This is a genomic window from Streptomyces sp. NPDC026589, from assembly GCF_040638385.1.
Classification (GTDB): Bacteria; Actinomycetota; Actinomycetes; order Streptomycetales; family Streptomycetaceae; genus Streptomyces.
The window spans coordinates 16,395-39,692 of sequence record NZ_JBEZYG010000031.1 but is presented as its reverse complement, the minus strand read 5'-3'; the positions used below and the strand labels follow the sequence as shown (position 1 = coordinate 39,692).

Annotated in this window: 19 protein-coding genes and 1 pseudogene; 9 read left to right on the top strand and 11 right to left on the bottom strand. The window is 71.2% G+C overall.

The annotated features are described in order from the left end of the window. The first annotated feature begins 27 nt into the window (after positions 1–27). On the top strand, positions 28–597 hold the full coding sequence (locus tag AB0F29_RS36190; RefSeq protein WP_361881587.1) for a TetR/AcrR family transcriptional regulator: 570 nt from the start codon (positions 28–30) through the stop codon (positions 595–597). 84 nt (positions 598–681) lie between these two features. Here AB0F29_RS36190 and AB0F29_RS36185 read toward each other — a convergent pair whose 3' ends face one another. Beyond that, positions 682–1,089, bottom strand: a complete 408-nt coding sequence (locus AB0F29_RS36185) for a RidA family protein (RefSeq protein ID WP_361881584.1) — start codon at positions 1,087–1,089, stop codon at positions 682–684. Between the two features lie 81 nt (positions 1,090–1,170). Here AB0F29_RS36185 and AB0F29_RS36180 point away from each other — a divergent pair, with 81 nt between their 5' ends. Further along, positions 1,171–1,806, top strand: coding sequence for a TetR/AcrR family transcriptional regulator (locus AB0F29_RS36180; protein WP_361881581.1), 636 nt, complete (start codon positions 1,171–1,173; stop codon positions 1,804–1,806). A 30-nt stretch (positions 1,807–1,836) separates the two neighbouring features. On the opposite strand, the gene AB0F29_RS36175 is transcribed toward AB0F29_RS36180, so the two are convergent. Further along, positions 1,837–2,787 carry a hypothetical protein gene (locus AB0F29_RS36175; protein WP_361881578.1) on the bottom strand — a complete coding sequence of 317 codons (951 nt, stop codon included), beginning with the start codon at positions 2,785–2,787 and terminating at the stop codon, positions 1,837–1,839. 383 nt (positions 2,788–3,170) lie between these two features. Here AB0F29_RS36175 and AB0F29_RS36170 point away from each other — a divergent pair. Further along, positions 3,171–3,338 (top strand): annotated as a pseudogene (locus AB0F29_RS36170) (transcriptional regulator); the annotation flags it as partial. Positions 3,339–3,530: 192 nt separating this feature from the next. After that, positions 3,531–4,574, top strand: coding sequence for a DUF5954 family protein (locus tag AB0F29_RS36165; RefSeq protein WP_361881576.1), 1,044 nt, complete (start codon positions 3,531–3,533; stop codon positions 4,572–4,574). A gap of 68 nt (positions 4,575–4,642) precedes the next feature. On the opposite strand, the gene AB0F29_RS36160 is transcribed toward AB0F29_RS36165, so the two are convergent. Further along, a complete protein-coding gene (locus tag AB0F29_RS36160; protein WP_361881573.1) occupies positions 4,643–5,953 on the bottom strand; it encodes an LCP family protein in 1,311 nt (436 codons plus the stop codon). A gap of 117 nt (positions 5,954–6,070) precedes the next feature. Between AB0F29_RS36160 and AB0F29_RS36155 the strand changes: the two genes are divergently transcribed. Further along, on the top strand, positions 6,071–6,619 hold the full coding sequence (locus tag AB0F29_RS36155) for an acyl-CoA thioesterase (protein ID WP_018961270.1): 549 nt from the start codon (positions 6,071–6,073) through the stop codon (positions 6,617–6,619). A gap of 89 nt (positions 6,620–6,708) precedes the next feature. Here AB0F29_RS36155 and AB0F29_RS36150 read toward each other — a convergent pair whose 3' ends face one another. Then, a complete protein-coding gene (locus AB0F29_RS36150; RefSeq protein WP_361881722.1) occupies positions 6,709–8,091 on the bottom strand; it encodes an LCP family protein in 1,383 nt (460 codons plus the stop codon). A gap of 343 nt (positions 8,092–8,434) precedes the next feature. On the opposite strand from AB0F29_RS36150, the gene AB0F29_RS36145 reads away from it, so the two are divergent. Continuing rightward, positions 8,435–9,463 carry a glycosyltransferase family 2 protein gene (locus tag AB0F29_RS36145; protein WP_018961268.1) on the top strand — a complete coding sequence of 343 codons (1,029 nt, stop codon included), beginning with the start codon at positions 8,435–8,437 and terminating at the stop codon, positions 9,461–9,463. 82 nt (positions 9,464–9,545) lie between these two features. Here the strand turns inward: AB0F29_RS36145 and AB0F29_RS36140 are convergent, their stop codons facing one another. The 4 genes from AB0F29_RS36140 to AB0F29_RS36125 all read right to left on the bottom strand — a co-directional run bounded on the left by AB0F29_RS36140 (position 9,546) and on the right by AB0F29_RS36125 (position 15,860). Continuing rightward, positions 9,546–11,297, bottom strand: a complete 1,752-nt coding sequence (locus AB0F29_RS36140; protein ID WP_361881569.1) for an LCP family protein — start codon at positions 11,295–11,297, stop codon at positions 9,546–9,548. Between the two features lie 37 nt (positions 11,298–11,334). Beyond that, complete coding sequence (locus AB0F29_RS36135) at positions 11,335–13,131, bottom strand: LCP family protein (RefSeq protein ID WP_361881567.1); 1,797 nt, start codon at positions 13,129–13,131, stop codon at positions 11,335–11,337. Between the two features lie 224 nt (positions 13,132–13,355). After that, complete coding sequence (locus AB0F29_RS36130; protein WP_361881564.1) at positions 13,356–14,930, bottom strand: LCP family protein; 1,575 nt, start codon at positions 14,928–14,930, stop codon at positions 13,356–13,358. A 177-nt stretch (positions 14,931–15,107) separates the two neighbouring features. Beyond that, on the bottom strand, positions 15,108–15,860 hold the full coding sequence (locus AB0F29_RS36125) for a TIGR03089 family protein (RefSeq protein WP_360728256.1): 753 nt from the start codon (positions 15,858–15,860) through the stop codon (positions 15,108–15,110). A 137-nt stretch (positions 15,861–15,997) separates the two neighbouring features. Here AB0F29_RS36125 and AB0F29_RS36120 point away from each other — a divergent pair, with 137 nt between their 5' ends. The 3 genes from AB0F29_RS36120 to AB0F29_RS36110 all read left to right on the top strand — a co-directional run bounded on the left by AB0F29_RS36120 (position 15,998) and on the right by AB0F29_RS36110 (position 19,905). Beyond that, positions 15,998–17,593, top strand: a complete 1,596-nt coding sequence (locus tag AB0F29_RS36120) for an N-acetylmuramoyl-L-alanine amidase (protein WP_361881561.1) — start codon at positions 15,998–16,000, stop codon at positions 17,591–17,593. A gap of 79 nt (positions 17,594–17,672) precedes the next feature. Then, positions 17,673–18,764: an NDP-sugar synthase gene (locus AB0F29_RS36115; protein ID WP_361881559.1), complete on the top strand. Its 1,092-nt coding sequence runs from the start codon at positions 17,673–17,675 to the stop codon at positions 18,762–18,764. A gap of 127 nt (positions 18,765–18,891) precedes the next feature. Next, positions 18,892–19,905: a DNA-3-methyladenine glycosylase 2 family protein gene (locus AB0F29_RS36110; RefSeq protein WP_361881556.1), complete on the top strand. Its 1,014-nt coding sequence runs from the start codon at positions 18,892–18,894 to the stop codon at positions 19,903–19,905. A gap of 220 nt (positions 19,906–20,125) precedes the next feature. Here the strand turns inward: AB0F29_RS36110 and AB0F29_RS36105 are convergent, their stop codons facing one another. Genes AB0F29_RS36105 through AB0F29_RS36095 form a run of 3 tightly spaced genes read right to left on the bottom strand, consistent with a single transcriptional unit; the run spans position 20,126 to position 22,939 of the window. Next, positions 20,126–21,472: a coenzyme F420-0:L-glutamate ligase gene (locus AB0F29_RS36105; RefSeq protein ID WP_361881553.1), complete on the bottom strand. Its 1,347-nt coding sequence runs from the start codon at positions 21,470–21,472 to the stop codon at positions 20,126–20,128. Next, positions 21,469–22,425: a 2-phospho-L-lactate transferase gene (gene cofD / locus AB0F29_RS36100; protein WP_361881550.1), complete on the bottom strand. Its 957-nt coding sequence runs from the start codon at positions 22,423–22,425 to the stop codon at positions 21,469–21,471. The genes AB0F29_RS36105 and cofD overlap by 4 nt, the downstream gene beginning before the upstream one ends. 13 nt (positions 22,426–22,438) lie before the next feature. Continuing rightward, on the bottom strand, positions 22,439–22,939 hold the full coding sequence (locus AB0F29_RS36095) for a cysteine dioxygenase family protein (RefSeq protein ID WP_361881547.1): 501 nt from the start codon (positions 22,937–22,939) through the stop codon (positions 22,439–22,441). Positions 22,940–23,298: the final 359 nt, after the last annotated feature.

Here is a 23,298-nt window from a genome sequence, read left to right as displayed (position 1 = left end):
TTGTTCCGCGAGTAAAGGGAGAGCCTCGTGCCGGAGTCGGTCGGAGTACGCCAAGCGCAGGCGCAGCGCACCCGCGACGGTGTGCTGGCGGCGGCAGCGGCGGTCTTCGTGGACCAGGGCGTCCAGGCCCCCATCCGCGACATCGCCGAACGCGCCGGCGTCGGCGTCGGCACGATCTACCGGAACTTCCCGACACGGGCGGACCTCGTCACCGCCGTCTACCGGCACCAGATCGACATCTGCGCCGCACTCGCGCCCCGGCTCCTGGAGGAATCGGCCTCCCCGTTCACCGCCCTGACCGGCTGGGCGGACGCGTTCGTGGAGTTCCTGGTGACGAAGCACGGCCTCGGCGCCGCCCTGGGATCCGGTGATCCCGGGCTGGAGAACCTCCACGCCCTCATGCTCGACACCCTGGTCCCGGCCTGCGCCACGCTGCTCGACGCCTGCGTCGCCGCCGAGGAGGTCGCCCCGGACGTCACCGCCTACACGCTCATGCGCGCCATCGGGAATCTCTGCATCACCGGCCCCGACTACGACCGGGCCGATGCCGGGCGCATGGTCGCGACCCTCCTCGCCGGATGCCGTCGCCAGGCGTAGCCGCCGGACCCGGCCCCGCACCGAGGGCGCCGCGGCCCGGGGCGCGGGGCTGAGCGTGGAGTCTCCCTGCTCGCAGTGTTACGGCTACTCGATGACCGCCGTGGCTTCGACCTCGACCAGGAGGTCCGGTTCTCCCAGCGCCGCGACGCCCAGCAAAGTGATCGGCTTGACCGGATCGATGCCCAGCTTCGCTGCCGCCCGGCCCACGCCCTCGCCCAGCAGCGGCATCTTCTCGGGACTCCAGTCGACGACGTAGACGGTCAGTTTCGCCACGTCGTCGAAGGAGCCGCCGATCGCGGCCAGGGCGGTGGCGATGTTGAGGTAGCACTGCTCGACCTGAGCGGCGAAGTCCCCTTGGCCCACGGGTTGACCGTCAGAGTCGCGGGCGACCTGTCCCGCGAGGGACACCAGCTTCGAACCGGTGGCGACCGACAACTGCCGGTAGGCCTCGGGCTTCGGTAGTCCCTCGGGGTTGAACAGCGTCACCGGCATGAACGGCCTCTTCCTCTTGGGGTCAGGAGCAGCGAGATCAGCACTCATCAAAGCATAGCGATGCTATGTATTGTGTGCCGGATGGCAAGGACGAAAGATCCAGCGGTCCGCTCCCTGCTCCTTGAGAGGGCCGGTCAGATGCTGCGGACGAGGCAACCGGTCACCCTCCGCACCCTGGTCGCCGGAACCGGCGTGTCAACGATGGCCGTCTACACATACTTCGGCGGTATGGACGGCCTCTGGAAAGCGTTGCGACAAGAAGGCTTCACCCGCCTGGCCACCCGACTCGCAGCCGTCAAGCTGTCAGCGGACCCGGTACGAGACCTCGCCGCCCTGGGTGGCGCCTACGTGGCCAACGCCCTGGAAACCCCTGACCTGTACCGCGTCATGTTCGACGCGGGTTTCGACCTCGAAGACACCGGGGCCGCAGACGAAACCCTCCACCGGCTCGTCGAGGCCATCGAGCGGGCCAAGGCGAGCGGCCGCTTCCGCGACGAGACCGACCCGCTGGAACTGGCCACACAGAGCTGGACCATCGGCCACGGACTCGCATCCCTCGTCGCCACAGGCCCCCTGCCACACCGGACCCTTGCTCACGGGGCCCCCATGCTGACCGCTCTGTTCACCAGCGCGGGAGACGGGCCCGCCCGATGCCGGCAGTCGGTCGAGCGTGGCTGGGGTCGGCCGGTCGGCCCCCGCTCGCCCCAACTCTCGTGACCGGAGGGCGCGACCGGAGAGAGACAGGGCCTACGCCGCCTCCCAGTACTGGGCCCGGCAGTCGCGGCAGTGGCCGGGTTCCGGGGAGCGGAAGGCGCGATCACAGCCCTCGCAGGTCTGGAAGGGGGTGACGGGCGTCCGGTGGGCCGGGGCCAGTTCGGCGGCTCCCGGGAGCGGCGGTGGCAGGAGCACGGTGAGGCGGTGTCTGACGATCTTCGCCGGGTACTTGGGCGGCTGCGGGAGCTCGGTCGTCAGAGCGTGGCGGACGGCATCGGGGTGCGCGCCGCGCTCCAGCCAGGCAGCGGCGCCGGGGACCAGCTCCTCGACGTCGTCCTCGGAGAGCACCAGCTCCGGCGCGTGCCGCCGAAGGTCGGCGAGGAGCGCGGACGCGGCCCGGTACAGCTCCGGGGTCAGCTCGCCGGGCTGCGGGAGCGGCCGGCGCGGAGGCTTGGGCCCGATGCGCGACGGTACGCGGACCGGCGGGGGTGCTTCCTCCGGTACGGGGGTGGGCGCGGGCACAGGTGCGGGCACCACGGGCGCGGGAACCACGGGCGTCACGACCGGCACCGGCACTGGCGCTACGGACACCGGGACCACGGCCCGGCCCCGCAGTAATGCCCCTGGCTGGTTGCAGAACACCGTGCGGGTGATCATCCGGCCGTTCGTCAGCCTCGTGCGGGTCCGGCGTAGATAGCCGTGGGTCTCCAGCTCGCGCAGGGCGGCGGCGATCGTGGTCTCGCCCTCGGTGAAGCGGGCCGCGAGCGCCTTGATGCCGACCGGGGACCCGGCGGGCAGCGACTGGATGTGTACGCCGATCCCGATCGCGGTGAGGGTGAGCTCGGCGTGCTGCGCGAGGTGGTTGCCGACGATCGTGAAGCGGCTCGCGTGCGGGATCGCGACGTGGATGACGCCGGAGACCGGCAGTGGCCCGGGAATCTCTGCCAGGGCGTGGGTAAGGGCGATATCGTGCTGGGTATCCATGGGGAAGCGTCTTTCTTCCTTGGTGGTCAGGTCCTCGCTCGGGATTGCCGTCCCGGCGGGGGCCGTCTCATATTTGGGGTTGTGTGTCAGCGCGAGCATATGCCTGCCAACCCGACCGAAATCCACACCAGTTGGTGAATCTCACCCATGTGGGTGACCGGCCCGTCCCGCAGTTGACCACCGGGATCAGGTGGGGTGGGGTTGGGTAATTTCTCTTGGTTCTTTAGGTAGTTGACGTCGCGACCCACCGGGTCGCGGTGGGCCACGATCCGGTCGGCCCCCACCGGATCGTGGGGCGTCACGACCCGGTGTGAGCAGCGATTTCGGGTGGATTTCCGGGGATCCGTCACGGGGTCCGGCCCGCCGTCCCTACGCTGCGCACCATGGCTGACGAAGACGTGACCGAGCCCGAGCCGGATCTCGACCTGGACATCGATCCGGCCGACGATTCGAGCGCGGTGATGGCCGCCGTGGGGCGGCAGATCAGACTCTGGCGGGAAGCGGCCGGTTTGCGCGCCGCAGAGCTGGGCGCGGCCATCGAATACGGCGAGGCCGACTTCGTCCCGTACGCCTCCGGTGCGGAGGCCGGTAGCTGAGCGCACGCGCCACCCGCCCGGACCCGAGCGCGTTCAGCGGCCCCGGCGGGCGGCGGAACGCGCTCGGCGGCGTGAACTCCGGGCGGAGCGAACCCTTTGCGGCGGAAACCCCTGACACCGACGCTCCCCCTTCGGCACACTGAGTACATGAACGCTCACCCGGAGAAATCGCCGGATCACCTCACGATCAACGTCACCCGTCACGACGACCCGGTCTCCGAGGTCACCGAGGCGGACGCGTTCGCCTCGGTCCGCAAGTACCCGAACATCGTGGTCCGGGGGCCCCTCTTCGGGCTTGCCGAGCAGCGGCGCGGCGACCGGCCGCGCTGGCGGTTGCTGGGCGAACTGGACTGCGGATTCCCGCAGATGGCCCGCGACGAGCTCAACTCGATCCTGTGGTTCAGGGCGAGGGACGACACCGAGGACCCGGTGGTGCGGAGGTCCCTGCTGGACGCCGTGGCGCGGCTGGAGGTCGAGGAGACCGACGAGGTGTCGGCGGACGGCGTCCGCTACCGGGTCGTGCGCGCCGACGAGTTCGCCCGGATCGGGGGCGACCGTCTGGAGCCGCCCCGGGCCACCGACCCGGACGAGGACAGCTGGGACCTGGACGCCCCCGACCCCTGCCGCACCGAGGGCTTCGTGGTCGACCACGCGGCCGCCGTCGGGCTGACCGAGGGGATCGACCGGGCCGGGCTGCTGGGGCTCTCCTACACCGCCGCCCGCTTCCCCGAGGACGTACGGGCCGACTCCCGGCGGGCGTTGACCACCCACCCCGGGGTCGTGCTCCTCCCGACGACGTTCCGGGTGGTGGAGCGGAAGGAGTTGACCTGGTCGATGGTGACCGGACAGTACTCGACCCCGCAGGGCGCCCGCCGCGCCCTCGTCCACCACCTCACCCGGCCCGTTCCCCAGCTGCCGGATCTGCCGGACATGCCGGAACTGCCCGCCTGGATGAAGGTGGACGAGAAGGAGGCGGCCGTCCACGCGCGGGCCGCGAAGAAGTTCACCGCGCGCCGGAGGCCCAACGAACTCGTGGTGCGGGGGCGTCGGTACGAGGTGGTCCGGGTCGAACGCGTGATGCGGATCGGGCCGGACGGGCCGGAGAAGTCGCGCCCGTCCGACGTGGACGACTACGGCCCCTCCCAGATCCACCCCCTCATGGACGAGAAGGGGAACATCATCGGCTCGTAGGTGGCCCCGCAGGCGGAAGAAGGCGCCGGGCAACAGTCCGGCGCCCTTCAACGGCTCTTCCCGCAGGCTCAGTTGCCCTTGACCGTGACCTTCTCGTCGTTGTTGAGCTGCTCCACCAGCTGCTTCACCTTGGCCTTGTCCCAGGCCAGGTTGCCGCCGACGCTGCCCGAGATCGGGATGTTCATCGACGTGCCCTCGCCGCCCGTGACGCCCTTCATCGCGAAGAACATGTTGCCCAGTGCCCAGAGCGACATGTCCTTGTCCACGATCAGCGTGTCCAGGCCGGCGCCCATCGTCGGGTACAGCTTGAACGGGTTGATGATCGTGGACGGGGTCGCCGTCTGGCTCGCCAGCGCCGCGAGGAACTTCTGCTGGTTCTTCGTACGGTCCAGGTCGCTGCCCGCGAACGCGTACCGCGTCCGGACGAAGGCGAGGGACTGCTCGCCGTTCAACGTCTGCTTGCCCGCCTGGAAGTCGGCCCCGGACTTCTTGTCCTTGAAGGCCTTCGGGATGTCCAGCTCGACCCCGCCGATCGCGTCCACGATCTTCGCGAAGCCGCCGAAGCCGATCTCGACGTAGTGATCGATGTGCAGCCCGGTGTTGAACTCGACCGTACGGACGAGGAGTTCGGGGCCGTCCTCGGCGTAGGCGGCGTTCAGCTTCACCTGCCGGCCGGTGCCCTCGAACTTCTTCCCGGACTCGGACCCCACGAAGGACGGGATCTCGACGTTGGAGTCGCGCGGCAGCGAGATCAGCGTCGGGCCGTTGGAGCCGTCGTGCAGGATCATCATCGAGTCGGTCCGCTTGCCCTCGGCGGAACCGGTGCGCAGCCGCTTCTTCTCCTCGGCCGACATGCCCTCGCGGCTGTCGGACCCGACGATCAGGTAGTTCGTGCCGTCGCCGGACTCCGGCCGGTCGATGACCTTGGCGAGGTCGACCTCGCGCTTCAGCTTCGAGTCGGCCCAGAAGTACGTCGAGATCGAGACCGCGAGCACCACGACCACCAGGGTCAGCGCGCCGAGCTTGATCCGGCGGCGCCAGTCCGGGGCCGCGCCGCCGTGGACGTAACCCCCGTCACCGCCGCCGCCGCGACGACCGCCTCCGCCGCCCCGGCCGTCCGATCCGCCGCCCGAGCCGTAGACCTGGCCCGTGTTGTAGCCGCTGTCGTACCCGGGGTCGGGGCTGTTGCCGTAGCGGTCGTCGTATCCCTGACCCTGCTGCGGCACCTGAGGCCTCTGCGGCGGAGCCGGGGGCCTCTGCGGGGCGGGGCGACGCTGGATGTGCGGCATCGCCCGCGCACTCTCGGGCTGGGGGTTGGCACTGCCCCGTCCGTAGCGCTCGCTGCGGTCGCCGGTCCGTCGATCGGGCCAATCGTTCATCCGCACAGTGTGCCGTCCCGGCCCACAGCTATTACAGGGTGTAAGGGAAATCGCACCAGGGCTGTTGCGAACCTGATGCATTCTGCGGGACACGGGCCCCCGCATAAGGTGGACTGTATGACAGATCAGGCCACCCGCCCGGAGGGCGAGATTCCGGGCAAGCCGACCGCGGCGTCCCGGACCACCCTCAGCCACATCATGACCGGCAGCGACACCAACCTCCTCGGCACGGTGCACGGCGGCGTGATCATGAAACTGGTCGACGACGCCGCCGGCGCGGTGGCCGGCCGGCACTCCGGCGGGCCCGCGGTGACCGCCTCGATGGACGAGATGGTCTTCCTGGAGCCGGTCAGGGTCGGCGACCTCGTCCACGTACGCGCACAGGTCAACTGGACCGGCCGCTCCTCGATGGAGGTCGGCGTCCGGGTGATGGCCGAACGCTGGAACGAGTCGACCCCCGCCCAGCAGGTCGGCAGCGCGTATCTGGTCTTCGCCGCCGTGGACGGTGACGGCAAGCCGCGCCGCGTACCGCCGGTGATCCCCGAGACCGAGCGCGACAACCGGCGCTACCAGGAGGCGCAGATCCGGCGCACCCACCGGCTCGCCCGCCGCCGCGCGATCAAGGAGCTGCGCGAGAAGCGCGCCGCCGACGGCATCGACGACTGAGCCGCCCGTACGGCCGCCCGTACGGCCGCCTGGGCACGGCCGCCTGGGCACGGCCACCGGGGCACGGCCACCGGGGCACGGCCACCGGGCTACGGGCAGACCACCTCGTCGCCGCGCACCGTCGAGAACTCGCCCGTCTCCCGGCTCTCCGCCTTCACCCGCTGCACCTTCGTGAAGTCCGAGCCCACCGTCACCTTCAGCTGCGGTCCCTGGCCCTTCACCGCCTTCAGTTCACTCCCGGGCAGCGCCGTGGCCAGGGACTTCGCCGACCGGTCCCAGCGCGGGTCGTACTCCACGAGCGTCCGCTTCAGCTCCCGCACCTCCCCGTTGAGCGGGGCCTCGGTGGTGGTGAAGCCGGTCGCCCGCAGCGCCTCGTCCACCGTCCGGCCGAGACCGGCCTCCGGGGTCCCGTTGTAGACCTGCACCCGGATCTCCTTCGGCGCCACGTCCACGAGCGTGGCCGGAGGCTTCTTCGGACCGGCCGCGGGCTCCGGCTTCGACGGGGCCAGCGGCCGGTCCTCGCGCAGGGCCTGGAACAGCTTCTTCGCCTTCTTCGCGTCCCACCGCACCGTCGAGCCGATGCCCTCGACCGGGAAACTGGGGTTGCCGACGGGCACGGAGGCGAACTCCGACGAGGCCGGCCCGAAGTCCTTCATCGCCTTGCCGAGCGCCAGCATCTGCTCCGTACCGAAGCCCTCGTCGGCCCGGACCGAGCCGAGCGCCGAGGCGGAGACCTGCTGGAACTTCACCGGGTTCAGCAGCACCCCGCTGCTCGTCGCCTGCTTGATCAGCGCCGCCATGAACTTCTGCTGGCGCTCCATCCGGCCCAGGTCGGAGGCCACGTCCACATGGCGCGAGCGCACGTACTGGAGCGCCTGGCCGCCGTCCAGCTCATGGGTGCCGGCGGGGAGGTCCAGCCCGGTGTACGCGTCCTTCATCGGCCGCGCCGTACAGATCTTCACCCCGCCCACCGCGTCGACCGTCTTCATGAAGCTGGTGAAGTCGATCTCCAGATAGTGGTCGATCTTGACCTTGGTCATGTTCTCGACGGTCCGCACGGTCAGCGCGGGCCCGCCCTCCGCATACGCGGCGTTCAGCTTCACCGGGTGGCTCGCGTGGCGCTTGCCCGTGGTGCGGTCGGTGTGGGCGGGCATCTCGGCGTAACTGTCCCGGGGGAGGCTGACCACGCTCGCCCTCTGCCGGTCGGCCGACAGATGGACCAGCATGATCGTGTCGGTGCAGTGGCAGGGCGCACCGCCGAGCTTGTACTTCTTCTTCTCGGCCTTGGTGATCGTGTCCCGGCCGTCGGTGCCGACGAGCAGCAGATTGGTGCCGTGGCCCCCCTGTGGGCGGTTCTTCATGTCCTTGAACGGATCGACCCGGCCGATTCCGCCCTCCAGGCTGGTCACCACGGCGTGCCCGATCCCGCCGGCCCCCAGCACCAGCACCGACAGGCCCGTGGCCACCCGCATGCCCCAGCGCGGCCGTTCGTCCTGCTTGCGGCGGCGGACCGGCCGGGTGCCCGGGGGCGGGCGGCGGTGCGGGGGAGTGGCGCGGGGGCGCGGCGGGCGCTGCGGTCGCTGCGGTGCGGGCACGGGGGAGACACCTCCGGGGTGCAAGGGAGACACCTCTGCGGTGCAAGGGGACCATCGCACGGTAGGCCCATACGATCTCCGTTCCGGCCCGCGACCCGGCTGCGCGCACCGGTATCCCCCATTCGCGGTAACGTGGCGGCCGAATAACGCCACCTCCCGGGGCGCCCCGCCTCCCGCGGTGCGGCACCCCCGGCGCCCCCGAGGACCACCCGAGGACCACATGTCTGCCGCGCAGTACCCCGCCGTCTCCGTGATCATGCCGGTGCTCGACGAGGAACGTCATCTCAGGAACTCGGTCCGGCACATCCTGGAGCAGGAGTACCCCGGTGAGATGGAGGTCGTGATCGCGCTCGGCCCCTCCGCCGACCGTACGGACGAGATCGCCGCCGAGCTGGTCGCCGAGGACCCCCGGGTCCACACCGTGCCCAACCCCACCGGCCGCACCCCCGCCGCCCTCAACGCGGCGATCAAGGCCTCCCGTCACCCCGTCGTCGTGCGGGTCGACGGCCACGGCATGCTCTCGCCGAACTACATCGCGACCGCCGTCCGCCTCCTGGAGGAGACCGGCGCGCAGAACGTCGGCGGCATCATGCACGCCGAGGGCGAGAACGCCTGGGAGGACGCCGTCGCCGCCGCGATGACCTCCAAGATCGGCGTCGGCAACGCCGCCTTCCACACCGGCGGCCAGGCGGGCCCGGCCGAGACCGTCTACCTGGGGGTCTTCCGCCGCGAGGCCCTGGAGCGGGCCGACGGTTACAACGTCGAGTTCATCCGCGCCCAGGACTGGGAGCTGAACTTCCGCATCCGCGAGGCCGGCGGGCTGATCTGGTTCTCGCCCGAGCTGAAGGTCCAGTACCGCCCGCGCCCCACGGTGAAGGCGCTCGCCAAGCAGTACAAGGACTACGGCCGCTGGCGCCATGTCGTCGCCCGCTACCACTCCGGCTCGATCAACCTCCGCTATCTGGCTCCGCCGACCGCCGTCGTCGCCATCGCGGCGGGTCTGGTCCTGGGCGCGGCCGTCACCCCGTGGGCCCTGATCGTCCCCGGCGGATACGTGGCCGCGATCGTCGCCGGATCGCTGCCCGCGGGCAAGGGCCTCTCGCTGAAGGCCCGCGCACAGATCCCGGTGGCGCTGGCGACGATGCACATGTGCTGGGGCTTCGGCTTCCTCACCAGCCCCCGGTCGCTGGCCAAGCGGGTCATCGCGAGCCGCCGCCCGGCGATGAACGGCAGCAGCGAGACCGTCTGACACCGGTCGCCCGACGCGTACGAAGGGCCCCTGGAAACCGCCTCGGCGGTGGGGCCCTTCGCCTACACGTGTCGTTACGGCGTCACCAGGTGTAGTTCGGGTTCACCTTCATGCAGGCCTTGTCGTCGTCGCCGTTGAGGGCGCCCGCCGACTCGGGGGTCTTCTCCTTGCCCTTGGACACCGGGTAGGCCCCGTCCTCGCGCCAGTCCGCGCCCACGGCGAGCGCGATCCCCGAGACGTCCGTGGACTTCTTCACCTGCGACAGCGGAACCCCGAGCGCCTTGGCGACCGCCTGCGCGTCGCCCTCCAGATCCGCGCTCGGGTACAGGATCGCCGTCCGCGCCGCCCCGGTCACGTTGCCCGGGTCGACGGTGGCCTTCGCGAAGCCCGCGTCCTTCAGCTGCTCCATCACGTCACCCGCGCGCCCCGAGGCGGGTCCGAGCGCGTCCGTGGCGGTCCCGTTCCGCACGGCGACGGCGATCTCGCCGACCGGCGCCGACGGGTCCTTCGTGGCCTCCGGCTTCTTCCGCTTGGAGGCCTTGCCGTCCAGCGGGACGTCGTCGCGGACCATGCGGAACAGCTGCTCCGCGTCGCCCGCCTTCGGGTAGACCCGGCCGTTGTTCGTGCCGGTGCCGTACACGTTGGGCATGGTCGACATCGTGATGCGCTTCGTGGGGACCTTCTTGAACTCCTCGGCCAGGTCGTAGAGCTTCTTGACCGTGTCGAGGCCCTTGTCGACCGTCAGCGCCTTCGTGGCCGCCTCGGCGAGGTTCATCAGCTTTGCCGGGTCGGTGAGCTTGGTCCCCTTGCGCAGCTGACGGACCATCGCGTTCATGTACTGCTGCTGGGCCTTCGCCCGCCCCAGGTCGGTGTTGTCCTCGAAGCCGTACCGGGTGCGCAGCCACTGGAGGGCCTGCTCGCCCTTGACGTAGGTGGTGCCCTTCTCCAGCTTCAGACCGGAGCCCTTGCCGTCCCGGCCGCGGGAGTTGATGTTGGCGTCGACACAGACCGGGACGCCACCGATGGCGTCGGCCATGGACACCACACCCGCGAAGTCGATCATCATGAAGTGGTCGATCCGGATGCCGGTCAGCTCGTACCAGGTGGCCACCGTGCACCCCGGACCACCGCGGCCCAGGCTCTGGTTGGTCTGTACGTCCGTGGTGCTGGCGGGGAAGACCTCGCCGTCCGGGGCCGTGCACTTGGGCATCTTCAGCATGGTGTCGCGCGGCATGCTGATCACGGAGAGGTTGCTGCGGTCCGCGGAGATGTGGAGCAGCATCTGCACATCGGCCAGCGGCTTCGCGCCGAAGGTCTCCTTCGCCCCGCCCAGCTTCTGGTTGGCCTTGGAGTCCCGGGCGTCGGAACCGATGAGCAGGATGTTGAGCGGGGTCTGACCGGCGGCGTTGACCTTGTGATCGGCCATCTGCTGGTCGCCGAGGGTCAGATCCTCCTTCTTGATGTTGCCGTTGAGGTGCTCGTAGTAGAGATAACCGGCGCCGCCGGTGCCGAGTATCAGCACGGCGAGCACGGAGGCGCTCCAGCGCAGCACCCGCCGCTTGGCGCTCTTGGGCGCACGTCGGCTGCTGCGCGCCCGGGCGCCGCCGCCGTTCCCGCCCCTGCCCGCGGTCGCCCGGCGGCCGCCCCCCGGCGCCCCACGGCCGCCCGGCTCTTCACGGCCCCCCGGCCCGTCGCCGTCGCCCGGCCCATCGCCGCCGTTCCGTACGCCGTCGCCGCCGTGCGGGCTCCCGTCCCGGCCGAGTCGATCGGCGCGGCGGACGCGTGACCGCGTTCTCTCCCCGGGCGTGCTGCTCCGTCCCACCGGACCCCCCATGCTGTTCAGATTTCCGCTGTGGCGCGGTGACCCGGTGTCACTGGGCGCATACCGCCTTGTCGGCGCTTGCCTTCTCGATGTCCTTCGGCGGCTTCGTCGGTCCCGTGATGAGCTGGCCCGCGCCCTTGAAGTCCGACCCCAGCGTGAGCACCATCGCCTCCAGCCCTTCGGCGTCGGTGGCGCCCTGCTTCATGGCCGTCGCGGGAAGCCCCATCATCTCGGCGAGCGCCCGGGCCTGATCGGCCTGGTTGGGCGCGTACTCCAGGGTCGTCTTCTTGATCTTCTCGGGTGCGTTGGCCTTGTTGGTGGACTTCAGCACCCCCTGCTCGTTCTGGAGCCAGGTGACGGTCGAGCCCGCCGCGCCGGGGATCTCACCGCCGTTGAGGACGTCCACGCGTACGTCGGCGGCCTCGGCCTTCGGTCCCTTGAGCAGGGCCGCCTGCTTGCCCTTGGCGGCCTTCTCCTTCTGCTTCACCTCGGTCAGCGAGGTGTCGGAGCGCATCATCGCGAAGAGCTGCTCGCCCTTGACCGGGTCCACGACCACGGTGACCGGCTTCGGCTCGGCCGGGTTGTCTATGACCGGCATCGTGAGGAAGCTGATGTTCTTCGTGTCGACCTTGCCGATCTCCTCGGCCAGCGTCATCAGCTTCGTCGCGTCGCCGATGGCCGTGTCGACGGTCAGCGCCTTGGTGGCCGCGTCGGCCAGCGAGTACAGCTTCTTCGGGTTGGTCAGGGTGTCGCTCGACTTCATCTCGCGGATCATGGAGCCGAGGAACTGCTGCTGCACCTTGATCCGGTCGAGGTCGCTCCGGTTGCCGAAGCTGTCCCGGGTGCGCAGCAGGGCCAGCGCCTGCTCGCCCTGCACCTTGGAATCGCCCTGGGGCAGCTTCAGGTGCGACTTCGGGTCGTCGATCGGTTTCGCCATGCAGACCTTGACGCCACCGACCGCCGAGGTCAGGGACTTGACCGCGTTGAAGTCGACCATCATGAAGTGGTGGGGCTTGACCCCGGTGATGTTCTCGACCGTCTTCATGGTGCAGCCGGGGTTACGGCCGTTCTGGCCGAGGCTGGTGTTGAAGCGTTCGTTCGGGGTGCCGGGGATGACCGTGGAGGTGCCGTCCTCGTTCTTCGACTCGCACTCGGGGATCTCGGTCATCAGGTCGCGCGGGATGCTCATCGCCGTCGCGTTGGTCCGGTCCTCGGAGACGTGGAACAGGATGGTGGTGTCGGCGTGGCCCTCGCTGCCCTTGTCGCCGTACCCCTCGTTGCCCTTGCCGGTGCGCTTGTCGGTGCCGATGATCAGGATGTTCATCGGGCCGTCGGTGACGACGTTCTTGCTGCCGGCGTCACCGACGTCGATGGCGTCGATGTTCCCGTTGAGCTTCTGGTACAGCACGTACGCTCCGGCCGAGCCGGCGACCACGACGAACGCCATGACCCCGCCCGTCCACAGCAACGCCTTCTTCTTGCGCGACTTCTGGGGCTTGCGCTTCCGGCGGCCGGGCGCCGGCGGTTCGGCGGCCCCGCGTCCCCCCTGGGAGCTGCGGCGGCTGCGCTGGCCGGGCACCGCGCGGCGCGGCCCGTCCGGGGCGCCCTGGCCCTCGCCGTCGCGCTCACGCGAACCGGCGCCGCGGCGTCCCGAACCTTCGCGGGACGAGCGGGTCCGGGAGTCGTCCCGGCGACCGGTTCCCGCGGCCGTAGCCGTACGCGAAGGGCTGCTCGACTCCCCAGTGGAGTGATCCAGTCGCAATTCGTAATTACCGGTGTGCGGGTTGAGTACCCACTGGTCGGCGGGGTCGATATCGTCCGCCCGTCCACGGCTGTGCGCGTCCACGGTTGCCTGCGTCCTCCGTCGGTGCCACGCGAGGCGCCCTCCCCCGGCAAGGCGCTCGTTCCTTCGCTCCAGCAGTGCACGACCTGACGGCCGGAAGCACCGGATCGCGTCACACTATCCGGCCGATTCCGCGTCGAGCGACGTGCGTGACACATTCCACGCCCCTTACAACCGGGCATTCTTCCCATTAGGCGTCGATTGAGCTCTATGTCTTGGCAATTGCTTTACTGCTTGCACAGGTCGTCCGCCGCGCTCGACCCTGAATAGGTGGGTGTGGGCGTCGGGCTCTCGGACCCGGTGTCGTCCGGTTTCCCGTCCTGCTTCGCCTCCTGGTCCCGCTGTGCTTCCTTGAGTTCGTCGGCCGGGACCACGGCGACGGGCCGGTCCTCGCGGAGTTGCTCGAACAGGTCGCCCGCGTCCGGTTCGACGAGTTCGTCCCGGTTCGTATTGTTGCGGTACGGCTGCCGGGGCACAGTCAGGAACTGCACCTGCTCGGTCGGCACGTTGCGCATCCCGCGCACCAGGTCGTACAGGTCGCGCAGCGAGTCAAGACCCGGGTCCGTGGTCAGCGACTTGGTCGCCGCGTCCAGCACCGGGTAGAGCCGCGTCGGGTTGAGCAGCACGCCGTTGCTCTGCATCTTGTTCACCAGGGCGCCCAGGAACTGCTGCTGGCGCTCCATGCGTTCGGTGTCGCTGCCGTCGCCGAGGGTCTTGCGGGCCCGTACGTAGCCGAGGGCCTCCTCGCCGTCCAGCGTCTGCCGGCCGGCCGGGAGCTCCAGATGCGCGTCCTTGTCGTCGATCGGCTCCTTGAGGCAGATCTCGACCCCGTCCACGGCGTCGACCATGTCCTTGAAGCCGTTGAAGTCGACGACCATGTGGTGATCGACGCGGATGCCCGTCATCCGTTCCACGGTGCGGATCGTGCAGGCGGTGCCGCCGACCTCGAACGCCGTGTTGAACTGGGTGAACCGCTCCCGCGTCTCCTTGCCGTCCGAGGTGCGGCAGCTGGGGATCTCCACCATCAGGTCACGGGGGAGGGACACGGCGGTCGCGCTCTTCCGGTCCGCCGCCAGGTGCAGCAGGATCGTGGTGTCGGAGCGCTGACTGCCGCCGTCGTCCCGGCCGTACTCACGATTGTCCCCGGCCCGGCTGTCGGACCCGATGAGCAGGATGTTCTGGGCGTCCATGACGACCGGTGTCGGCCGTTCCTTCTCGTACGCCTTGAGCTCGGCGGCGGCGCTCGTGTCGGTGGTGATGTTGCCGTCGAGCTTCTGGTACATCCACCAGCCCACGCCCGCGGCGACCAGCACGAGGAACGAGGCGGCGAGCGCGGTCCAGCGGAGCCAGTGGCCCTTGCGGGCGGAGACCCCGCCGCCCTTGGGCCGGTCGGCCCAGGTCTGCGCGCCGGAGCCGCCGCCGGCCTCGGGTGCGCCGTCACCTTCGCCGGAGCTCTCGCCGCTCCTGGCCTCGGCGGGATCGGCCTCGGGATCGGGGTCGGGCTTGGGCTTGGGGTCGGGCTCATGCTCGGGATCGGGCTTGGCGCCCGCCTCGGGCTCGGGCTCCCCGGCCGACGGGTCCTCCGAAGCCTGAGGGGTTTCCATGGACTCCTGGGCGCCCCCGCCCGCCGGTGCCCCGTCCTCGGGCGCCCTGCCCCCGGGGGTCGCGCCCCCGGGGTTCGCGCCCCCGGGGTTCACGCTCTCGGGTCCGGACTCCTCCTGCGACCTGCCCTGCGGCTTGTCCCCGGCCGGGTGGTCCGGGTCGGACGGCGGGCCAGCACTGTCGGTCACGTCTGCGTCCATCCTTCACGTTCGGCGGCGCGAGGGGCCGCCGGTCGCAGGAGTAGACGGCTGAAACTCACGCTTGGTTGTGCACGGCCAGGAGAGTGGTCTGTACCGCCCGATCATCTACCCGCTCCGGAGCCGATTTCCGAGGACTCGGCCCGCTGTGGGCCGGACGAGTGCACCTCAGGGCGCTTGTCATACCGCGGTGTTGGTGACCCGCTCGCTCTCGGTCCGCTTGGCCAGCCCCTCCGCGTCGAGCTGACCGAGGTGGCGGCAGAGCACCACGGACCCGCCGGCCGCCAGTGGCGCGAACAGTCCGGCGCTCAGCCCTTCCCAGGTGTCGTACGTACGCCCGGTGAGGAGCCGGGACCCCGGTACGAGTCCGAGGGCGTCGGCATCCTCGCGGGCCCGGGCGACGAGCTGCGCACCCGTCAGCTCGACCCCGCCGACGGCCAGCGCGGGCGCGTCCGGGTCCACCGGGGCGAAGGGCGCGAAGCGGTCGCCCTGGCTCGGCACCTCCACCGCGTAGTCCGCGAACCCCTCGGGAGCCTGCGGGAACCGGCCACCCAGCGGACGCAGGGCGAGGGCGACGCGCTCGCCACGGCAGGCCCGCGCCCGCTCCAGGCTGTCCGGGCCGGTCACGACGAGATCGGCGGCGGCCGGGTCGCCCTGGACGTCGGCGACGACCCCGACGGAGGAGCAGGCGAGCAGCCAGACCGCGGACTGCCAGTGCGCGGGGAGCAGCAGGGCGAGCCGGTCGCCCGGCTCCGCCGCGAGGTCGCCCTGGAGCAGATTGGCGGTCTTGGCCACCCAATTGGCGAAGGTGGCCACCGACAGTTCGACGCGTTCTCCGGTGGCGTCGTCGTAGAAGGTGACCAGGGGGCGGGCCGGGTCCGCGGCGAGCGCGGATCGCAGCAGGTCGGCAGGGGTGCGGTCGCTGGAGTTCATCCGCGCAAGCGTACGCGGGGCCGCTGTGCGGGGCGGGCTGAACGGGTGTCACGTACACCGGTTCGGCCGACGGCGCGTCACGCCGGGGCCGATGCCCGGGTCGCCGGACTCATGGCTGTATGGCGAGGATCATCCGTATGCGTGCACTATTGGTCACCTCAGTCGGCGTCACCTGCGCGGCAGCCCTCACCCTGCCGCTCGCCGCCCCCGCCCTGTCCGCCCCGGCCGCGCACTCCGCCTCGGCCCGGCCTCCTTCCCTGGCCCCCGAGTCGCCCGGATCCGGCCCGCCGTCGGCCCGGATCGAAACCGCCCCCCACGAAGCGAACGAAGCGAACGAAGCGAACGAAGTAGACGAAGCGAATCAGGGGAACGAAGCGAACGAAGCGAACGAAGGGGGCGTGCGTGAAGTCCCCGAAGCGTCCCCGCCGCGCACCGGCGAGACCCGTGCGGCCGCGCTCGCGGGCTCGACGCAGTCCCTGCCCCTGGAACCCCTCGCCGCACCGTCCGACCGCTCCATGGGCCCGGCGACGGCCGGCCAGGGGCTGGACCGGCGGACGGCCCGCCCGTTCTCCCTGGTCGGCGTGGTCTGGGACGACGCCGAAGCCGAACTCCACGGCACGGTCCAGGTCCGCACCCGGGCGACCGGCGGAACGAGCTGGTCGGACTGGCAGGACGTCGAGACCCACAACGCCGAGCACGCCCCCGACCTCGGCAGCGCCGAACGGAAGTCCGGCGCCGCGCGCGGAGCGACCGCCCCGCTCTGGGTCGGTGACTCGGACGGCGTGGAGGTACGCGTACGTCCGGAGGCGGCCGATCCACAGCACCGGCCCGCCGCCGCGCCGCTCCCCGAAGGGCTGCGCCTCGAACTCGTCGACCCCGGTGAGGACCCCGCGCCCGAACCCGCCGACGACGCCCCCGCCGGCGGGACCATCACCCCGGCGGCGTTCGTCGGCAACCCGGTGCCGCCGACGACGACGGGGGCCGTGCCGGAGATGCTCACCGCCGAATCCGCCGCGGCCTCGGCCGTCAACGCGGACCTCGCGCCGCTCGGCGCGGCCGTCATCCCCGCGCTGACCAAAGCGGCGACGGTGGAGGAGGCGGCGATCGTCGCTGCCGGGGCGAAGCCGTACATCGGCCCCCGCCCGAAGATCGTCACCCGCAAGGGCTGGGGCGCGGACGAGAAGCTCCGCGAGCGCAACTTCGCGTACACCAAGTCCGTCAAGGCGGCCTTCGTGCACCACAGCGCGACCGGGAACAACTACACCTGCAAGCAGGCCCCTTCGGTGCTCCGCAGCATCTACCGCTACCACGTCAAGAGCAGCGGCTGGCGCGACTTCGGCTACAACTTCGCCGTCGACAAGTGCGGAAACATCTACGAGGGCCGCGCCGGAGGCGTGTCCAAGGCCGTCCTGGGCGCCCACACCCTGGGCTTCAACACCAACACCATGGGCGTCGCCGTGCTCGGCACGTACTCCTCCACCAACCCGCCCGCCGCCGCGGTGACCGCCGTCGCCAAGCTCACCGCCTGGAAGCTCGGACTCTTCGGGGCCAACCCCAAGGGCAAGGTCACCCTCGTCTCCGGCGGAAGCGGCAAGTACGCGAAGGGCAAGAAGGTCAAGATGAACGTCATCTCGGGCCATCGGAACGCCTTCGCAACCGAATGCCCCGGAGCGCGTCTCTACAAGAAGCTCGGCAAGGCCCGGACCAGCTCCGCCAAACTGCAGGGCCGCTGACCGGGGCGTTTCCGCCCGGTCTGCTTAGACTGGCCAGCCACAACCAGGCCAGGCCCCAGCAGGAAGCAGAGACGGTGCTGTGACAGAGGCAAAAGAAGCGATCCTCCTGGTCGGTGGCAAAGGCACCCGGCTGCGCCCGCTCACGGTGCACACCCCGAAGCCGATGGTTCCGGCGGCGGGGGTCCCCTTCCTCACCCACCAACTGGCGCGGGCCAGGGCGGCCGGGGTGGAGCACATCGTGCTCGCCACGTCCTACCTGGCGGAGGTCTTCGAACCGTACTTCGGCGACGGTTCCTCGCTCGGCCTGCACATCGAGTACGTCACCGAGCAGGAACCGCTCGGCACCGGCGGAGCCATCCGCAACGTCGCGCCGAAGCTGTCCTCGGGGCCCGACGAACCGGTCCTGATCTTCAACGGCGACATCCTGACCGGGCTCGACATCCGGGCCCTGGTCACCTCGCACACCGTCTCCGGGGCGGATGTCTCCCTCCACCTGACCCGGGTCGAGGACCCGCGCGCCTTCGGCCTCGTGCCGACCGACGCGACGGGCCGGGTCACGGCGTTCCTGGAGAAGCCGCAGACGCCGGAAGAGATCGTCACCGACCAGATCAACGCCGGGGCGTACATCTTCCGGCGCTCGATCATCGACTCCATCCCGGCCGGCCGCCCCGTCTCCGTCGAACGCGAGACCTTCCCCGGACTGCTCGCCTCCGGCGCCCACCTCCAGGGCATGGTCGACTCGACGTACTGGCTGGACCTCGGCACCCCGGGCGCCTTCGTCCGCGGCTCCGCCGACCTCGTCCTCGGCCGCGCCCCGTCCCCCGCGGTCCCCGGCCGCTGCGGCGACCGCCTGGTCCTGCCGACCGCCTCCGTGGCCCCGGACGCCAAGCTCACCGGCGGCACGGTGATCGGCGCCGGCGCGGTGATCGGCGCGGGCGCGAGGATAGACGGCTCGACGATCCTGGCCGACGCGGTCGTGGAAGCGGGCGCGGTCATCACGGACTCCCTGGTCGGGGCCGGCGCCAGGATCGGCGACCGCACGGTGCTGGTGGGCGCGGTGATCGGCGACGGGGCACGGGTGGGCGCGGACAACGAGCTGCGTGACGGGATCAGGATCTGGTGCGGCGCGGTCCTGCCGGACGCCGCGGTCCGCTTCTCCTCGGACCAGTAGCGCCGTACCCGTAGCCCCGTACCGGCAGCCCCGTACCCGTAGCCCCGTACCCGTACCCTCGAAGGACGCCCCCTCCGCACCGAGAACACCGAGAACACCGAGACCACCGAGAGCACCGAGGCCACCCGTGGCAGGACGATTCGCCCCCCGCACCGCGCGAGCGGCACTGCCGCACCAGGCCCCCGCCCCCGCCCCCGCGCGCCGGACGGCTCCGCCCTCGCACGACGGCCCGCCGCTGACCCGGGAGTGGACCCCGCCCGGCCCGCTGGACCTCCGCCTCGTCCTCGGCCCCCTGCGCCGGGGCCCGGCGGACCCCACGTTCCGGATGGTCGCGGACGGCACGTTCTGGCGGGCCACCCGCACGCCCGAGGGACCCGGCACCCTGCGCCTCGCGGCACGCGGCGACCGGATCGCGGCGGCGGCCTGGGGCCCCGGCGCGGACTGGCTGCTGGCGGGGCTCCCCGCACTCCTGGGCGCGGACGACGACCCGGACGCCTTCGCCCCCCGCCACCGCCTGCTGGCCCTGACCCGCCACCGCCGCCCGGGCCTGCGACTCCTCCGCACGGGCCTGGTCATGGAATCGCTGATCCCGTCGATCCTGGAGCAGAAGGTCACCACGGACGAGGCGTACCGCGCCTGGCGCCACCTGGTCCGCCGCTTCGGCACCCCTGCCCCCGGCCCCACCACGGAGCTGGGCCTGCACGTCATGCCGGACCCACGGGGCTGGGCGATGATCCCGTCCTGGGAATGGCACAGGGCGAACGTCGACGCCAAGCGGTCGTCGACGATCCTGCGCGCGGTCCGCGTGGCCCGCCGACTGGAGGAGGCGGCGACGATGAACCTCCCCGAGGCACTGACCCGCCTGGAACTGATCCCCGGCATCGGCCCCTGGACCTCGGCCGAGACCCTCCAGCGCTCGAACGGCGCACCGGACGCGGTCACGGTCGGCGACCTGCACCTCCCGGGCATCGTGGGCCACGCCCTGGCGGACAACCGCGACGCGGACGACGAGGAGATGCTGTCCCTGCTCACCCCGTACGAAGGCCAGCGCCACCGAGCGACCCGCCTGATCCTGCTCTCGGGCCACACCCCGAAACGCCGCTCGCCGAGGATGACCCCGGGCAACATCACCCATCTGTAGCCGTTTCCCGGCCCGGCGCTCCCAGCCCCTCCGGGGCCCCTCGGCTCTCCAGGGCGTGGCATTTCCAGCCGCTCCGGCGCTGCTTCCAGCCCCTCCGGCGTTTGAGGAGCGGGGTCCGGGGCAGAGCCCCGGTTTCGGGAAGGGGCGGGTAGGGGAAGGCCCCGCGCAGCGGCACCCCGAGGCACGCGGCACGGGGCACCCACCATCCCGGCCCGCCCCCTCACCGCACGGTGAGAAACGCCTCCGCATCCCGAACGCCCCGCTCCCGAGGCGCCCCCGCCGCATGCCCCACAGCCACCGCCCCCAACGGATCCCAGGACGACGGCAGTGCCAACACCTCCCGCACCACGGGCCGGCAGAACATCGTCGAGGACACCCACGCCGACCCCAGCTGCTCACCCGCCAGCGCCACCAGGAAGTTCTGCACGCCCGCGCCCGCCGCGACGACGAACATCTCGCGCTCCGCGGTATCGCGCCGCTCGTCCCCGTACGTGTGCGAGCCGTCCATCACCAGGCACGGCACCGCCAGATACGGCGCGTGGCGCAGCACATCCCCGCGCCGTACCCGCTTGGCGATCGACTCCTCGCTCTTGCCGTCGCGCCGCAGGTCCTCGATCCACGCGTCCCGCATCGCGTCGAGCAACCGGGTCCGCGACGCGGCGGACTCCAGCAGCACGAACCGCCACGGCGTCGTGTGATGGGGGGCGGGCGCGGTCACCGCCGCGGCCACCGCCCGCCGCACCGCCCCCGGATCCACCGGCTCGTCGGTGAACTCGCGCACCGTACGCCGCAGCGTCACCGCTTCCCGCACGGCCTCGGACGTCCCGAGCCGGAACATGTCGTCGGCGGCGGTCCGCACCAACGCACGGGCACCGGACTCGTCGCCGGACGCCACCACGTGCCGCAGCCCCCGCACCACAGCGACCGGCAGCCCCTCCGCCTTGCCCTTGACCAGGTCCCCGGCCGCGGCCAGCTCGTCCGCCGTGGCCACGACCGTGGCGCTGAGCGGATTGCCGTACGCGTCCGTCCCGCCGCGCAGATCGTCCAGCACCCGCACCCCGGCGGCCCCGATCGCGACATCGGTCAGCCCGTTGCGCCAGGGCCGCCCGAAGGTGTCCGTGACGACGACGCCGACCTCCACGCCGAGGGCGTCCCGCAGCCCGTCCCGGATGGCCCCGGCGGAGACGTCGGAGTCCTCGGGCAGCAGCAGTACGGTCCCGGCCGGCGTGTTCGAGGCGTCGACCCCGGCGGCGGCCATGACCAGACCCTGCCGGTTCTCCACGATCCGCAGCGGCCCGCGCCGGGCCACGACCCGTACGGTCTCGGCGTCTATGGCGGCCTCGCGGTCGGCGGCCCGGACGATCCGGCCCTCGGCCTTGGAAACGATCTTCGAGGTGACGAGCAGGATGTCCCCGTCGACCAGTCCGGGCTCGGCCGCGGCGATCAGCTTGGCGAGATCGTCACCGGCCCGCACCTCGGGAATCCCGCCCAACGCCCAGACCCGGAAAGAGGGCGCACCCGAAGCCGCGCCACCACCGCCACCGCCGCCACCAGGAGAACCGCTCACGCCCGGACCTCCTCGGCCAGCTCCAGCGCCTGCCGGGCCATCGTCGCGGTCGCGTCCACGTCCGTCATCATCAGCGGCACCGCCCGGCAGCGGATCCCCGCCGCCTCGACCTCCCCGACCGCATCCGCGTCCACCGTGTCCACCAGCCAGCCGTCCAGCAGCCCCGAACCGTAGTGCTGGGCCACCGCGGCGGCGGTCGACTCGACGCCCACCGCGGCGAGCACCTTGTCCGCCATCCCGCGCACGGGCGCGTCCCCGACGATGGGGGAGAGGCCGACGACCGGCACCCCGGCCTCGGCGATGGCTTCCCGGATCCCGGGCACGGCGAGGATCGTGCCGATGGACACCACCGGATTCGACGGCGGGAAGACGATGACATCGGCCGAACCGATGGCCTCCAGCACCCCCGGGGCCGGCTTGGCCTGCTCCGCGCCGACCGGCACGATCGCCTGCGCCTCGACGGAGGCGCGCAGCTTCACCCAGTACTCCTGGAAGTGGATCGCCTTGCTCTCGCCGTCCGTCTCGACGGCGACATGCGTCTCGACCCGGTCGTCGGACATGGGGAGCAGCCGCACGCCCGGCTGCCACCGGGCGCAGAGCGCCTCGGTGACCGCGCTCAGCGGATAGCCCGCGCCCAGCATCTGCGTACGGACGATATGGGTCGCGAAGTCGCGGTCGCCGAGCCCGAACCACCCGGGTCCCACGCCGTACGCCGCGAGCTCCTCCTTGACCTGGAAGGTCTCGTCGGTCCGCCCCCAGCCCTGCTCCTCGTTGATGCCACCGCCGAGGGTGTACATCACGGTGTCGAGGTCGGGACAGACCTTCAGCCCGAACAGATGGATGTCATCACCCGTGTTGCCGATCACCGTGATGTCCGCGTCGGGCGCGGCCTGCTTGAGGCCGCGAAGGAAGCGGGCACCGCCGATGCCACCGGCCAGAACAACAATGCGCATGCGGAGCAGTTTGTCAGGCGGGTACGGCGCCCACGGCCGTCGGGGCGCTCTGCGTGGCGTGCATCGGCATCTCGGTCAGGCCCGGGTAGTAGATGTGCAGGCTCACGGCCGGTTCGAGCGAGTCGTTGACCACTTCGTGGACGTACCCCGGGGCGAAGGCACGCTGCGCGCCCGCGCCGAGAGCTCGCGCCCCTCGCTCGGTGTGCTCGGTCAACTCGCCTTCCAGGACCGTCAGTACGCCGGCGGAGTGGCCGTGGTCGTGACGCCCGCTGCCCTGCCCGGGCACCCAGCTGAGCAGCCACACCTCGTAGCCGGGGCCCTGGTGCAGGCGGTGGTACCAGCGGGAGGCGGAGTCGTACTGGACGATTCCGGCCCACTGAGCGCGGTCGGCCGCGATGGAGCGTGCGAGGCCGACGAACTCGGAGACGGTGGAGGGGTGCTCGCGGGCCGGCTGCAGGAGGTGCTGGACCTCAAGGATGTCGCCGGCGATCTGAAGGTCGCTGTCGCTGTTCATGGCTGCGGTGGTTCCTCGGCATGGGGGGTACACGTGCGGGGAGTCGCGGTGAGCGTCGGCAGCCCGGAAACGAGCCGCGGGAAGTGCGAGGTGGGGGGAGGAGCAGGGGGAGACGGAGAACGACGCTCGACCGGAGAGGCTGGATCAGAGCTGGAGCGCTAGGGCATCAACAGCTGTGACAGCTGGAACAGCAACAGCGGGCCTGGACAGCACTACGGAACCCACGGATGTGGGTGACGCGCATGACTGTGGTCGCTGGCATGGGACCAAGGAGACCGGCTCGACCGTCCGCTGTCAACCCAATGCCCGAAATGGGGGCAATGTTTCACCCCTTCCGGTTGCCGGGTTTGGAGAAAGGT

Coding starts and splice junctions, on each gene's coding strand:
- AB0F29_RS36150 (WP_361881722.1), bottom strand. CDS start 8,091: ATGCGGGTGGCCACGGGCCTGTCGGTGCTGGTGCTGGGGGCCGGCGGG.
- AB0F29_RS36160 (WP_361881573.1), bottom strand. CDS start 5,953: ATGAACGATTGGCCCGATCGACGGACCGGCGACCGCAGCGAGCGCTAC.
- cofD (WP_361881550.1), bottom strand. CDS start 22,425: ATGCGCATTGTTGTTCTGGCCGGTGGCATCGGCGGTGCCCGCTTCCTT.
- AB0F29_RS36140 (WP_361881569.1), bottom strand. CDS start 11,297: ATGGGGGGTCCGGTGGGACGGAGCAGCACGCCCGGGGAGAGAACGCGG.
- AB0F29_RS36155 (WP_018961270.1), top strand. CDS start 6,071: ATGACAGATCAGGCCACCCGCCCGGAGGGCGAGATTCCGGGCAAGCCG.
- AB0F29_RS36165 (WP_361881576.1), top strand. CDS start 3,531: ATGAACGCTCACCCGGAGAAATCGCCGGATCACCTCACGATCAACGTC.
- AB0F29_RS36095 (WP_361881547.1), bottom strand. CDS start 22,939: ATGAACAGCGACAGCGACCTTCAGATCGCCGGCGACATCCTTGAGGTC.
- AB0F29_RS36175 (WP_361881578.1), bottom strand. CDS start 2,787: ATGGATACCCAGCACGATATCGCCCTTACCCACGCCCTGGCAGAGATT.
- AB0F29_RS36185 (WP_361881584.1), bottom strand. CDS start 1,089: ATGCCGGTGACGCTGTTCAACCCCGAGGGACTACCGAAGCCCGAGGCC.
- AB0F29_RS36130 (WP_361881564.1), bottom strand. CDS start 14,930: ATGGACGCAGACGTGACCGACAGTGCTGGCCCGCCGTCCGACCCGGAC.
- AB0F29_RS36180 (WP_361881581.1), top strand. CDS start 1,171: ATGGCAAGGACGAAAGATCCAGCGGTCCGCTCCCTGCTCCTTGAGAGG.
- AB0F29_RS36145 (WP_018961268.1), top strand. CDS start 8,435: ATGTCTGCCGCGCAGTACCCCGCCGTCTCCGTGATCATGCCGGTGCTC.
- AB0F29_RS36125 (WP_360728256.1), bottom strand. CDS start 15,860: ATGAACTCCAGCGACCGCACCCCTGCCGACCTGCTGCGATCCGCGCTC.
- AB0F29_RS36120 (WP_361881561.1), top strand. CDS start 15,998: ATGCGTGCACTATTGGTCACCTCAGTCGGCGTCACCTGCGCGGCAGCC.